Annotated in this window: 13 protein-coding genes; 10 read left to right on the forward strand and 3 right to left on the reverse strand. The window is 52.0% G+C overall.

The window, feature by feature from the left end; genetic code table 11:
• Window positions 1–97: 97 nt before the first annotated feature.
• From ACTRXA_RS05190 to ACTRXA_RS05200, 3 genes are read left to right on the forward strand one after another with little or no spacing between them, the layout of a single operon-like run.
• Window positions 98–1,096: a TOMM precursor leader peptide-binding protein gene (locus ACTRXA_RS05190; RefSeq protein ID WP_442426142.1), complete on the forward strand. Its 999-nt coding sequence runs from the start codon at window positions 98–100 to the stop codon at window positions 1,094–1,096.
• Window positions 1,083–2,462 carry a YcaO-like family protein gene (locus ACTRXA_RS05195; RefSeq protein ID WP_442426143.1) on the forward strand — a complete coding sequence of 460 codons (1,380 nt, stop codon included), beginning with the start codon at window positions 1,083–1,085 and terminating at the stop codon, window positions 2,460–2,462. Before ACTRXA_RS05190 ends, ACTRXA_RS05195 begins: the two co-directional genes overlap by 14 nt.
• A 21-nt stretch (window positions 2,463–2,483) precedes the next feature.
• Window positions 2,484–3,302, forward strand: coding sequence for a SagB/ThcOx family dehydrogenase (locus tag ACTRXA_RS05200; protein WP_442426144.1), 819 nt, complete (start codon window positions 2,484–2,486; stop codon window positions 3,300–3,302).
• Between the two features lie 238 nt (window positions 3,303–3,540).
• Here the strand turns inward: ACTRXA_RS05200 and ACTRXA_RS05205 are convergent, their stop codons facing one another.
• The 3 genes from ACTRXA_RS05205 to ACTRXA_RS05215 form a co-directional block, all read right to left on the reverse strand.
• The gene (locus ACTRXA_RS05205) at window positions 3,541–4,659 is read right to left on the reverse strand and encodes a response regulator (RefSeq protein ID WP_442426145.1); all 1,119 of its coding nucleotides are present in this window, start codon (window positions 4,657–4,659) and stop codon (window positions 3,541–3,543) included.
• Window positions 4,660–5,296: 637 nt separating this feature from the next.
• Complete coding sequence (locus ACTRXA_RS05210) at window positions 5,297–6,298, reverse strand: hypothetical protein (protein ID WP_442426146.1); 1,002 nt, start codon at window positions 6,296–6,298, stop codon at window positions 5,297–5,299.
• A gap of 14 nt (window positions 6,299–6,312) precedes the next feature.
• Window positions 6,313–7,071, reverse strand: a complete 759-nt coding sequence (locus ACTRXA_RS05215; protein ID WP_442426147.1) for a hypothetical protein — start codon at window positions 7,069–7,071, stop codon at window positions 6,313–6,315.
• A gap of 816 nt (window positions 7,072–7,887) precedes the next feature.
• Here ACTRXA_RS05215 and ACTRXA_RS05220 point away from each other — a divergent pair.
• The 7 genes from ACTRXA_RS05220 (at window position 7,888) to ACTRXA_RS05250 (ending at window position 13,858) form a co-directional block, all read left to right on the forward strand.
• A complete protein-coding gene (locus ACTRXA_RS05220; RefSeq protein ID WP_442426148.1) occupies window positions 7,888–8,133 on the forward strand; it encodes a hypothetical protein in 246 nt (81 codons plus the stop codon).
• A 77-nt stretch (window positions 8,134–8,210) separates the two neighbouring features.
• The gene (locus ACTRXA_RS05225) at window positions 8,211–8,633 is read left to right on the forward strand and encodes a heavy metal-responsive transcriptional regulator (RefSeq protein ID WP_442426149.1); all 423 of its coding nucleotides are present in this window, start codon (window positions 8,211–8,213) and stop codon (window positions 8,631–8,633) included.
• A 2-nt stretch (window positions 8,634–8,635) separates the two neighbouring features.
• The gene (locus ACTRXA_RS05230) at window positions 8,636–10,783 is read left to right on the forward strand and encodes an NHL domain-containing protein (protein WP_442426150.1); all 2,148 of its coding nucleotides are present in this window, start codon (window positions 8,636–8,638) and stop codon (window positions 10,781–10,783) included.
• A gap of 13 nt (window positions 10,784–10,796) precedes the next feature.
• The gene (locus ACTRXA_RS05235) at window positions 10,797–11,804 is read left to right on the forward strand and encodes a hypothetical protein (protein ID WP_442426151.1); all 1,008 of its coding nucleotides are present in this window, start codon (window positions 10,797–10,799) and stop codon (window positions 11,802–11,804) included.
• Between the two features lie 34 nt (window positions 11,805–11,838).
• Window positions 11,839–12,405, forward strand: a complete 567-nt coding sequence (locus tag ACTRXA_RS05240) for a hypothetical protein (RefSeq protein WP_442426152.1) — start codon at window positions 11,839–11,841, stop codon at window positions 12,403–12,405.
• Window positions 12,406–12,450: 45 nt separating this feature from the next.
• Entirely contained in the window at window positions 12,451–12,771 is a 321-nt protein-coding gene (locus tag ACTRXA_RS05245; protein ID WP_442426153.1) for a DF family (seleno)protein, read from the forward strand.
• 97 nt (window positions 12,772–12,868) lie between these two features.
• Complete coding sequence (locus tag ACTRXA_RS05250; RefSeq protein ID WP_442426154.1) at window positions 12,869–13,858, forward strand: hypothetical protein; 990 nt, start codon at window positions 12,869–12,871, stop codon at window positions 13,856–13,858.
• The last annotated feature ends 34 nt before the right edge of the window (window positions 13,859–13,892 follow it).

Consider the following 13,892-nt stretch of genomic DNA (forward strand, 5'->3'; position numbering starts at 1 on the left):
TCATGGGTATTCTATGAAGGGAGTCCAATACACCCCCTCGGATTATCTTGCCGTAACTCTTCCGAGTCGGCCTTGTTTGGCTCCGTGGGCCACATTGATGGAACTGGAGGACGGTCGTCTTCAGTTTTGCGGAGCGGAATTCAATTACGCTCTGCGGAATGATCTGCTGGTTGAAGCGTTCCACACCATTCATCCCCTGCTGGATGGCAACCATCGGGTAGATGAAATCGCAGATGCAGGCGGCACCGACATCCTGCCGACTACGATCATCTTTCTCCTTAAAATCCTGAGGGCGCATGGCCTGTTGCAACAGAGTCTTGCGCCCTCTTTGGTTTCAAACCAAACAGAAGCGCCTCCTCAAAGAAACAGCGAAATCCAGTTCATCTCCCATTTTGTATCCGATGCACCCGGTTCATTGGACCAGTTGCAGCATTCGCGAATTGGGGTGGTTGGAGCCAAATCGCTGAAAGACTGTGTTGAAAGCTCCCTGCTATCCATCGGGATCGAACAGGTCGTCAAAATCGGAATTTCCTCTACAGATCCTGAGTCCAAGACCCTGCAATCGCGTGCGCTGATGAACTTTCTGAAAGGCGTGGATTTTCTCATCGCCTGCCAGGATGCACCGGCTTATTCTTTTTTCGAAATCATCAATTCCGCCTGCCTGGAAGTCAGAAAACCCTGGCTGCACCTCGCGATTGAAGGCACGAAGGCGTTGATGGGTCCGACGTTCATTCCGCACCAGTCGGCCTGTTATGTGTGCTATGACAAGCGCATGGCTTCCAATGTGCCGGACCTGGAGATACACGTTGCTTACCAGAAACAACTGGCCGTCCAGCCGCATTCCGGCAACGAAGGTGTGTTTCAGCCTTTGTGGTCCACCCTGGCCGCCCAGGCCGCGATGGAAGTGAGCCGCAACCTGTCTGGGTTTGCCCCGCCTGCAACCATCGGCCGGTTTTATGAAATCCCCTCCACCTCGCCGGTGACGGTCGGGCACGATGTCCTGCGGCTGCCCCGTTGTCCCGCCTGCAAACCATATCGCCCGCGGCACGAGGCGTGGGACAGCACCGCGCCGGCAAAAGACAATGGAAACCATTGAGACCGTGCTGAAGGCGCGGCGCTCATCGTCCCGGCACACCCCGACGTCCATAGAGGATAGCTTGAAGCGGGCCCACCGACTGGTCAGCGACCGCACCGGGATCATTCAAAAAGTCGAATTCGAGGAGTTGGTGTGTGGCGAGCCCAATGTATTTTTCGCACGCAGTCATCCCGCCAACCTCAAGCCCATCAGCGGCAAGGAAGCATTGAACAACGGCGACGCCGCGTCCACCGATCCCGACCGCGCCATCATGAAAGCCGTGGGCGAGAGCATCGAACGGTATTGTAGCGCACAATACGAAGAAGAGGACCTTGTGCTGGCTCCCTGCGAGGAGTTGGACATTCCCGCCGTGGACCCCTCGGGCTTTGCGCTGTTCAGCCAATCCCAATACGCTTCGCCGGGGTTCCCTTTCACCGCTCCCGATACCCAAACACCCTTATGTTGGGCCAGGGGGTATTCGCTGACCCACGAAACCCCCACTTTCGTCCCCGCGGCGTTCGTGTACGTTCCATACTATTACCGGGCTCCGGACGAACCTCCCGTTCAGGATTCCATCTCCACCGGGTTGGCCTGCGGATCCAGCCTTGCCGCCAGCGTGTACAAGGCCATCTGCGAGGTGATCGAACGCGACGCGTTCATGATCGTCTGGCAAAACCGCCTGCCGCGACCGCGCATCGATCTCGAATCCGTGCACGATCCGTTCGTCCATCAATTGTTGCAGGCATTGGACGGCATCCCCGTTACCTGCAACGCCTATTTGCTGACGCTGGATATTGCGGTGCCGGTCATCGTGGTCATGCTGCAAAGCACGGAGGGCCAGGTGCCACACACGGTCATGGGACTCGGCACCTGCCTCAATCCCAACAAAGCTCTGGTACTGGCACTGGAAGAAGCGTTGCTGACCTATATCGGGATGAGCCGGTATGCGCGGAACAACCCGGAATTCCAACCCGATCCGGACTACCGCAATGTGGACAAGCCCACCCTGCATGCCCTGGCCCATGCCCTGCGTCCGGAACTCCGGACTGCCATGGATTTCCTGATGGCGTGGCCGGACAAAATCCCGATCCAGAACCTGACGAACCACTTTCAACCGGATATGTCCGCGAACGTGCAGTTCCTTGTGAAACAACTTAAAAAATCCAACCTCGACACCGTGGTTCTGGACCTGACCACATCGGATATCGACGAAGCGGGATTCAAGGTAGCCCGGGCGGTGGTGCCCGGAATGCAGCCCCTGGACTTGAACCATGCCCGCCAGCATCTGGGCGGACGCCGATTGTACGAGGTGCCCTATCGGCTGGGGCTGGTCGGGCGCCCGCGGACCGAACACGAAATGAATCCGTACCCACACCCTTTCCCCTGAATTGTGGAGGCATGGCTTGACATGGCCGACATCCTCAAACCCGTCATTGCACTCGGTCCCCGGAAAGACCCGGAAAAGGTTTCCCTGTCCGAGCTGTATCACGAAAACACCAAACTGCATCCCGATCTGCTGGCCGGCATGATCCCCAGTTCGTTTTCCCGTACCGAACTGGTTGCCATGACGCACGGTTACAAACAGTATTCGCATGTAAAAAAAGTGAAGCTGATTCCGAAAGAGGAATTGTACATGAGCGACCAGCGGTTTGATGAGACGATCGCCACGCGCCGGTCCATCCGTGATTTCGGGGAGGAACCGCTGAGTTTACGGGAGTTCTCCAAAATCATGCACCAGAGTTACGGCATCACGGGACAGATGCCCATCCCCGGTGGCGGTGTGCAGACGCTGCGCTCGGCCCCTTCCGGTGGCGGCCTCTACCCCGCGGAAATTTATCTGGCGGTGAGGCGGGTGGAATCCATCGAGCCCGGCATTTATCATTACAACGTGCCACATCACGAACTCGAACTGCTGGTTCCCGGCGACCCCACCGACGCCGCTTACGAAGCCTGCTGCAACCAGGAACACGTGAAGCGCGCGGGGGTGGTGGTGATGATCTCCGGCGTGTTCCAGCGCACCAAGCGCAAGTACGGCGAACGGGGCTACCGCTACGTCCTGCTGGATGTCGGGCATCTGGGGCAGAACATTTACCTGTCCTGCCACAACCTGGGACTCGCTGTCATGACCACCTGCGGGTTCTTCGATGACATCGCCAACGACCTGCTCCGCCTCGACGGCGTGGACGAGACCATGCTCTACGTCGCCTTCCTCGGCAAACGCAAATGACTCCTTCGGGCCCTCTCACCGCATCAACCCGAAGGCATAAAAAAAGCCCGCATCTTTGCGGGCTCATAAGTTTCCTGGAATTGCATCAGCCTTGAAGTGAGTGGCGGCGTGGACCTGTGGACTCCTGAGCAGTCCTGGTAAAAAATTGCATTTGTATAATTTGATCTATAAAGCTTTGCCGCCTGCCCGCAACGTTACCTCTCCATGTTGTTTTTTTCCACCGGTTTTATAGTTATCGCTAGGCTTCCTTCGGAAGCGTGATTCGCTCCTCTTCATGATCAACCAGTTTCATTGCAATATTGAAAAACTCCTGCTGCAATTGAACAAAGGTATCCACTATATCCGGATCGAACTGCGTCTCCCTTCCCTTAATGATTAAATCCACTGCCTGCTTGTGGGAATAGGGAGGCTTGTAAACCCGCTTGCTGATCAAAGCGTCATAGACATCGGCCAGTGCCATCAACCTTGCAGAAAGAGGAATTGCATCGCCCTTCAATTTTTCCGGATAACCGCAACCATCCCAGCGCTCATGGTGAGAATAAGCGATTTCACGGGCAAACCTGAGAAAAGAATACTGGTCCCCGGCCTGCCCCAGAAGTTTTTCCGCTTCGAGGATGGCGTCCCTTCCAAAAACGACATGCCGGTCCATCTCCGAAACCTCTTTATGCGTCAACTTGCCGGGTTTACGCAAAATTCTGTCCTGCACACCCACCTTGCCAATGTCATGTAGAGGTGCGGATTTGTACAGGAGACCGATGACCTCGTCGTCCAGCTCTCCACGAAACCGGGGCAAGCCTTTCAGGTTCTGCGCCAGAAGGCGAACATAGCTTTTGGTGCGCAGGATGTGGCCCCCGGTCTCATTGTCGCGGTACTCCGCCAAAGTGGCCAGCCCGGTGATGGTAACGTCCTGCGTGTTCTCCAGCTCCAGGGTCTTTTCCCGCACCAGGCTTTCCAGATGCCGGGTTTGGTCGTACAGCCGAAGATGGGTTTGGACGCGGGCCTGAACGATGGGAAGGCTGACGGGCTTGGTGATGTAATCGACACCCCCGACCTCGAATCCCCTGGCCTCATTGTGAACCTCGTTCAAGGCGGTCAAAAAAATGACAGGAATGCTTTTGGAAACCGCGTGCGCCTTCAACCGGCGGCACACCTCGTAGCCATCGATGCCCGGCATCATGATGTCGAGCAGGATCAGGTCCGGCGGACGATCCGACTGCGCCAACTTCAATCCCTTTTCCCCATTGGACGCAAGCTGGACGTTGTAGTCTTCGTTTAATATCTCCACCATGAGTTTCAGGTTTTCCACCGAGTCATCCACCACCAGAATGGTGGCCCGGCTAGCAGGGGGAATCGACATGAGGTCCGTTCTCTCATTCAGGATTGCTGAAATATATATTCAGTATACATCATGATGGAAGATGATTGACAGGTCCTCCCCTCGCCCGATAATAAACTCATTGAGAACATTCTAAAGTTTCACAAGTGGAAGGGACGAGGGTCCGCCCGGGGCCAACGGAAACATCCCTGATTTTATTTTGCGGGATCGGGGAGCGTTGTTTTCGTCCAAACCGTGCGCACTGATTCCTGATCGCACAGGGTCAGAAAGCACTGAACCCCGAGTGGTAAGTGACTTCGCCGGAGGGAGTGCGGGCTTCAAAATTCAATTTCATAAAATACTCCGCAGGGGCTCCTGTAAAAATCAGCTTCGAGTCGTTTTCGAAACCGAATCGCCCGTAGTATGCGGGTTCACCCAACACAACGCACCCCCTGCTCCTAACCGTTTCAATCCGATCAACCCCTCCTGAATCAAAACCGCGCCGACGCAGAGCAAAGTAGAAACCCTTACCTGGAAACTGGCTCCACCATACGGATCAGGCCCGGCCCGGTCCGGTCCGCCTGGGCTTGAAACTTTTTTCCCAAGTGCATAAAAAATACAAAGGGGCTGGAGCCTCAAGGCCCCAACCCCTTTTCCTTAAATCCTGCCTTTTTTGAACCTACTTGAGATATCGACTCAATCGTTTTTGCATTTCCTCAATACTCCTGGAATAAGCCCTGAACTCGGGTCGATCTGAAGCCAATCTGGAACCGGCATCAAGCGCTTCCCTGGCCGCATCCCAATTCTGGCTTTCAGCATGGCAATTCGCCTGGGCAATAAAATCTTCGATTAAAAGATTTTCCGGGAGAACGTTTTTTCCAATCGTTTTCCTTAAAGCGTTCGCCTGCTGACAATCGGGTGCCCGCACTTCCTTCACAGTATAGTTTGCGAACGGTTCACTGTAATTTTGAACACGCGCTGCAGAAATATAGGAGGATAATGCCGAGCCCGGGTGCTGCTCTGAAAGTGCTGTCAGGAATTTAATCCCCGCTTCCAGGTGGTCACCCCTTCGCCACAATAAGAACTTCCCCGCTTGAGTATTTCCGGGATCATCCACCGAGAACAAGGCTTCCCCGGCTTTTGAAGACCCAACTTTAACTGCGGCAGGCTCCGAAATGAAAGCTGAATAACCGCTTTTGGCAGGCACTTCTATTTGCACCGAAATACGATATTCGCCGGCTTCATTAAAGTTCCAACCATTGGCCCCGAAAAAGATGGGGAAGACTTCGCCTACAGTCTGGCCAGGCCCCAAGGTGGTTGAGCCGCTGAAATCGCTTGCGCTGAGGGGGAGCAATATTTTTTTCTCCCCATTGGCGCCGATTGAATAGACTTCAATCAGTCCTTCACCGGGCTTTAAGCTGCCGGTGAAATCAACCGGTTCCTGCATCATATTGGTGACTTGCACCGCCAGATAAACCGGTTCCCCCAGCTCCACGGATTGCTTTAATGGCATGGCAACTACTTTTATGCCTTCGCCTTGGGAAACTGTGGCTGGTGCAGGTGCATCCACGATGGAGGCCGGGTCACCCAGGTCGAGTCCCTGCTTTACTGGTGATGTACAACCAATCATGGCACCAGATAATGTGAGTACGAAAAGAAATGATAGTAATCTAAAATTCATTTTGGCCCCTCTCCTTAATGAACATGTGGGCAGGCGTAGTCGCGAGGACTCACGCCAGGCCAGACTTCGTTGTCATCATGATTTTGCAGGTGATCCAAACTGGATGCGCTGAACTGATAATTATAAGTATCACCAACGGTTCCGGTTGAGTTCATGATCGTCGTCGAACCATCCCCATCGCAATGATTCAGGTTGAAGCCATGACCGACTTCATGTGCCGTCGAGCGCAGGTATTTGGCATTGTCGGAATTCACCGTGGAGTTTTTCCAAAAGCTGACAAATGCCGACCGGTCGTTTGTGGCCCCGCCGGCGCCCGCATACATCAGGCCTAACGTTGTTGTACTCCGACAGGCCACGCCACAATCGCCTTCTCGATAGTGATCCACGACAACGCCGTAGAGGTGGTACCTTGTGCAGGTAAAGGCATTCCAAAACCCGCAGTCGAAGGTTACCGGCCCGATCGGGTCTCGCCGGTTTGCGGTTTCAAGTGTCTCAAGCTCCGCCGGATTGATGTAATCATATTGATCGGGGTCCAGCGGATTGGCCGGCCCCGTCAGGGGCGCAATATTGGTGGTGTTTTCATCGACGGTAACGACCCGCTCGCCTTGCCAGTAGATGGTCGTCAGATTCACTTCTGCCCCAGATACGGTTTCCGGCTGCGGATACTGGGTACCCGTCATTCGATCGTATTCGATGCGGGTGGTTGTGCAGCCAATTAGAATAGTTAATGCAAGCACTAAAGCTATCCGAGATAAGCCGAGAAAAAAACCCATATTATCCTCCATATTGAATTACTTGTTTGGCAAACGGATATCAAACGCCGGCCAGATAAAACATAAAAAACCAAAATTTACTTATATTTGTAGGAATTTTGGAGTTTGGTTCAGTAACGGGCCCACGCAAAAAATTTTAGTATACAAAATAAATATATCGGCTAGCCAAAATTAAACCCTGAACGGGGTAAATAGTCAAGCCCGAATATCGGTATGTCCTGCCCCGGGAACGGGGCCAGGTGTTGGGTTGGGGTCTGGGCCCCAAAAATCGGGATGACGGGAGGCCTTGTTGAAAAGGAAGCCGTTTCAACCGGAAAAATCGTAGCGCCGGGTTTGACGGTTGATCCCGGACCCTACAAAAAGAAAAAGCCCGCTTTTACACGGGCTTATGGACCTGCTCGGATTTTATCGGATCAAAAATTGGTGGGGCGGGGACTCCTGAATAAACCTTACAACTAATTATATTTAAACTATTTGAGCGATTAAAAATTTCTCACCTGCCCCCAAAGTTGCCCCCTAATCCGTGCCAGCCATGGGTTCAATTGCATTTGTACACTTGCAATATCTTCAGGTAAAAAATTTCTCAAAATTAAAAAACATTTTACTCGCCGAACACCTCCACAGTCAAACGAGCCATAAAGGCTGACTCAATACTTCGGCCGCCTTCACTTTCAAAGCAACAAAAACCACATCGAATTGCTTGCCCACCTCGCCCAGATCGATGGCCTCTTCCAGTGCTTCCGTTATCGAAAATATTTTCTCCTCTTCCTCAAACAGTAAACACCCGCCGCTCCATCCTCAATTTCAGGGAAGAAGTTGGGCCTAGCCGAGCTGTTCAAGAACCTGAACCAGCGTTACAGCATCACCGGACAGACTCCCATTCCCGGAGACAGCGTGGATAAGACCATGCTCTGCGTTGCCTTCCTCGGAAAACCAAAACATATCACCAACAGACAAGACATCGCACCGGGTGAGCCCGGCGCCAACCCCGAAAATATCCTGGAAATAGGCATTGACCTGCCCGGAGCGGGTCCCTACCTTTTCATACAGACTCCTATATAGGCCCGCAACCGATGGATTGGCCTTGACTCTGGTCCATGGAACAGGGTTTAGATTGAAGATCTCGAAGAAGGAGAGCCATGTACACTCGAAGCAAGCTGGCCCAACAATGTGGCATCAATATTGAGGTCCTCCGCTATTATGAGAAGAAGGGCCTGATCGAGCCCCCTGCCCGCTCCCCTTCCGGGTACCGTCTTTATACTGATGATTATATTCACCGTATCCAGTTCATCCGCAATGCAAAGGAAGTGGGTTTCACCTTAAGTGAAATTTCCGAGCTTCTGCGCCTGCGAACCACTCGAACCCGGCAATGCCGGACGGTGATGACCCAGGCAGAAAAAAAGCTCACCGAAGTCGACCAAAAAATCCAATCGCTTCAGTCCATCAAGAAAGCTTTAAAAGGACTTATTTCAAAGTGTCAGAAAACGGTGCCATCGGAAGAGTGCCCCATTTTGACCAGCTTCGATTCCGGAAAAAGATCCAGACGCAACCGAATGGAATGACCATGCAATTCTTATCCAAAATACTGGCGGCCTTTTTAATATGGATTCCAATTTCCGCGAGCCCAGCCTATACGGGGGAAACCCTGTATCCCTACCCGGAAATCGGCGACGGCCAGCCTGCCCTTTCAGTCCCATTGACTTTGGTGGATGGGATCGTCGTGGACCGGGAAGGCAATGTTTACATCAGCCACCGCTCCAAGCATCGCATCCGTAAAATCGATCGCAACGGCATCATCACCACTGTTGCCGGAAACGGGAAAGCGGCGTTTTCGGGCGACGGCGGCCCGGCCATCCGGGCTTCGCTGAATTCACCGGCGGGGTTGGCGGTGGACTCTAAAGGAAACCTGTATGTCGCGGATCGCAACAATCACCGCATTCGAAAAGTGGATACGGAAGGCATCATCACCACCGTCGCGGGCAATGGGAAAGGGGATTTCGCCGGCGACGAGGTGCCCGCCGTCGAAACCAGCCTGAATCTCCCCTCGGATGTGGCGCTGGACGAAGCTGGCAATCTGTACATTTCCGACCGGTCCAATAATCGGATCCGCAGGGTCGATCCAAAAGGCATCATCACCACCGTCGCGGGTCTGGGTCCGGCCTGGTATGGCGGGGACTTTGAACTGGCCCTCGATGCTTTTCTGAAATTTCCTTTTGGGATTGAACTGGACAACAAGGGAAATATTTTCATCGCGGATCGGGGCAACAACCGGGTGCGGAAGGTAAACAAAGATGGAATCATCACCACCGTCGCGGGAGACGGCCTGTTTGCCTCCCGAGGCGATCGGGGCCCGGCCTTCCAGGCCAACCTGGCCTACCCCACCGATGTGGCAGTGGACACAAAGGGGAGTATTTATATTGCCGACCGCAACAACAGCAAAATCCGCAAAGTGAGCCCCCTGGGCATCATCACCACCATCATGGGGACCGGGAACACACATTTCAATGGAGACCAGGGCCTGGCTCCCCAAACCAACCTGCATTTGCCTTTCGCCCTGGCTTTAGGTCCGGATGAAAAGACCCTGTATGTGGTCGATCGAAATCACTTTCGCATTCGCCGGCTGGATTTTGCGACTCAGCGGGTCGAGACCATTGCGGGCAACGGAGAACAGTTCTTTAAGGGAGACGAGGGAGAGGGATTGGGAGCGACCCTGAGCGGTCCTTCCGGCCTGGTGCGGGACTCCGAAGGGAATTTGATTTTTTCGGATCAAATGCACAACGTCATTCGAAAGCTGACCCCCGAACAACAAATCGTGACCCTGGCCGGGAACGGCAAGATTGGCAACAGCGGGGACCAGGATTCCGCCCTGAAAGCCACCCTGCAAAAGCCCTCCGATCTGGCCTTGGATTCCAGCCAAAACCTATACGTTGTGGTCCGTTCCGGCAACGGCTGGCGTATTCGAAAAATCGATCGCGAGGGGACCATCACCTGGTTTGCCGGAGACAGCCGGGTTGGCACTGGGGGCGACGGCGGCCCGGCCCGCGAGGCGTCGTTTTACGTCATCAAGGATATTGCGTTTGATAACCACGACAACCTGCTTGTCGCGGACACGGCAAACCCCTTTATCCGGCGCATCACACCGGAGGGAATAATCGACAAGGTGGCGGCGGAGTCCTGGGGAAAACTGGAAGGCGACATCCACCCCAATGGTATTGAAATTGACGATGCGGGAAACATTTATGTTTCGGATTCAGGCAAAAGCCTGATCTGGAAGATCGACACGGAGTTTGCGGTCACAGTATTCGCAGGCACCGGAGAGTTTGAAGATCATGGCGATGGGGGACCGGCGGTGAAGGCGGGCATCCGCTCGCCTGGAGACCTCAAATTTTCCCCGAACGGGGATTTATATGTCGCAGAGCAGACGTCGCATGTGATTCGCAGAATCGACCTGAATGGCATCATACACCGGGTTGCTGGCACCGGCGAGGCCGGGTTCGAAGGGGACGGCGGCCCGGCGGTGGATGCGCAGATCAACGGACCGGCAAGCATGGTTTTCGATGAGAAGGGAAACCTTTACTTCACCGACCGCCTGAACAGCCGCCTTCGCAAAGTGGATACGAACGGAATCATCACCACTCTGGCGGGCAAAGACCACTCCGGATTCTTATCCGATGGATTGGAAGTCAACCTGGTGGTTCATAACTTCCCTTAATTTTTTTTAAATTATGCATCTCCCTTTTCGCACATTCTTTTCCTTACTGGGCCTCCTGGCCCTCACCGCAAACCTTGCTTATGCCTTCGACATCAACAAGCTCATTTTTAAAGATTTAAGGGATGGCGGCAAGCATTTGAACATGAGCCGCGGTGGCATTCTCAAAGATGAAGGAATTCAACAACTGGCCGATTCAAGAATGTTGTCCAAGGTCGAAACGTTGATTCTTTCCTCGCATGAAATGAAGGACCAAGGGGCCATTGCCCTGGCCAATTCCAGGTATTTAAAAAATCTCAAATGGATCGACCTGAAACACAATCAAATCGGTTCCGCAGGGATCGCCGCCATCGCCAACTCGGAAGCGTTTTCCAATGTAAAATATTTAGGTATGTGGGGAAACAAGGTGGATTCGGAAGGAGCCCGCGCTTTAGCTCATTCACTATTAAATAAATTGGAATATCTGGATTTATCCAACAATACCATTGGCCCGGAGGGAGCCCGTGCATTGGCGAACTCCGGCAATTTCAAGAATCTCAAAACCCTTTTACTTGGCAATAACCAAATTGGGGATAAAGGATTTTGCAGTCTGGTACAGTCACAAGCATTGTCCAGCCTTGAAACCCTGGAAGTCCCGGGCAATTTTATCGGCTCCGAGGGAATAGAATGCTTCCTTGGGAAAACTCGTTTTCCGATGCTCCAAAAACTCCACACACTGAACATAAGCCGGAATCAACTTGGCGACCAGGGAGCCCGCATTTTGAGTCAGGTCACTCATCTGGATGCTTTGAGGGAGTTTGATTTGCAATGGAATCAAATACACGAAAAAGGGGCGCAGGATTTGGCCAATTCGATCGGATTTCAGAACCTTAAAATTTTAAAAATGTGGGGAAACCCTATTGGGGAACGCGGCGCCAAAGTTCTCGAAGAATCGAAAGCCTTGGCCAATCTAACAAACACCATTGAAATCCAAATCGAAACCGAACCAAGCGGCACGGTAGAAACCGGGAAACAACCTCTCTGATTTTGATCGATTTGAACGCGAAAGGAACAATGAAATGTCACTAGTTTGCCTGGGACGCAAGACTCTTGCTAAAACAATTTTACTGGTTCTTGGTGCCGGGGCGCTGTTTCTGGCTTTCCCCAGCGGGGCAATCAGTGAAACCACTCCGCCCGCCAACTCGAAGAAGAATTTTCTCTTTCATATTAAAACTTCGCTGGAAAAAGACGATGCCCAGATTTGTGTCGCGCCCAACCTGGCCTGGGCGGCCCTGCATGCGGGGCACCGGGTCACTCTTCTTTTTGATGGAAGTGCGGTGACATCGGTTAAGAAAAAGTGGCGCATCCTGGGCCCCGCCGCGACCGACATGGACCGCGCCCCACTTCCGGATAGAGAGAAAAAGGCGCTGGCGGAACAATTCAATGAAAAGCTGGAAACCATTCCAGACAACTATGGCGACTATCTGGCATTCCTGAAGGAAAAGGGCGCGAAGCTTTATATAAACAAAACCATGACCGTTTTATATAATATCGACAGCTCTCAAATCGATCCCAACTTAACACCGGTCTCCCTGTCTGAAATGGTAAAAACCATGGAAAATGCGGATATTTACATTGTCTATTAAAATTTCGTAAGCTCCAAATCAAGACAACACTAAATTATTCTTAAAATGAAAATCGAATTGCTTTATTTTGCCGATTGCCCGAATCATGAACCCGCCCTTGCCATGCTCCAGCAGGTAGTTGCGGAAGAAGGCGTTCAGGCAGACATTCAATCCATAGACATCACCTCGCAAAAAATGGCTCAAACCATGCGCTTTCTTGGCTCCCCCTCAATTCGAATCAACGGCAAAGATGTAGAAGGCAACTCCATGGCTGACGCAAGCTATGGCCGGAAGTGCCGGATTTATTTAGATAGCGGGAAGCCCTCCGGTTTGCCAAGCAGGGAAACTCTAAAAAAGGCGGTAGTTGAGGCCAAATCCAATGCCTGAACAATTTGGAAACAGGAAACCTCTTGCACTGCAAGCTCGTCTTTCCATTTTGGTCCTCGCGTTTTTCTTTACTACCGGATCGAATTCTTTTTGGAGCTTGGATCAAGTCGAATCCTACGTCAAAAAAAAACTGCGTTTTAACCCGGACACCTTGAGAATCATTGCAAAACCAATTGATTCCGGGGGCATTTCACACCTCGCCAGCATGGCGGAAATTCAAACCGTAGAAAAACTGGTCTTGCACGGTGTCGATCCCGGCATTCAGGGTATCCGGGCTTTGGGAAATTCCAGGCATTTGAGCAACCTGAGGCACTTGAACATAGAAAAAAGCGGCGTCACGGATAAAGCATTAAAGGAACTGGTGGACTCCCCACTATTTAAACAACTGAAAACTCTCGTGCTTTACAGAAACAACATTAGCGACCAGGGAGCCAATATTTTACTGGCTAAGCTTTCCGAATCTCAACTCAACGAATTGAACCTGAGTTTCAATCAAATATCCGACCAGGGAGCCGCCGCACTGACTCAATCTCCTTTTCTATTAAATTTTCTGGACAAACTGGTCATGACAGGAAATCAGCTTGGCCAGTCTGGAAAGGACTCCTGCGCTAAATTTAATTTCAAAATAAACTTTCGAAAATTAAAAGAAAATGGCGAGCTGAATAACCTGGAGTCCCACTTTATGGGAGATTTGGGGTTGGAGGCCTTATTGGAGACCCCGTTTTTAACGGATTTGACGGAGCTTAATTTAAAAAATAATAACTTAAGCTCCCAGTCCGCACAGTTGCTCGCTCAATCTTCAAGCATCAAAAATATTAAAATTATAAATCTATCTCACAATAAAATTGACGACGTAGGGGCAAAAGCACTGGCGACGTCGGCAAATCTAGGAAAATTAAAACAATTGGTATTGGACTACAACATGGTGGGGGATGAAGGAGCCAAAATTTTGGCCCAGTCGAATAATCTTAAAAACCTGGAAAAGTTAAGTTTGGAGGAAAATCAAATTGGCCCCGTGGGGGCGAAAGCCCTGTACCAGTCCCCTTATCTCAAAAATCTAAAGTTCCCCATATTTGGCTTCCATTAATAGTATCTTTCGTTTTTAACGATTGTAACGCTTA

It is taken from the genome of Nitrospina sp. P1_D6, from assembly GCF_052156615.1.
Classification (GTDB): Bacteria; Nitrospinota; Nitrospinia; order Nitrospinales; family Nitrospinaceae; genus Nitrospina.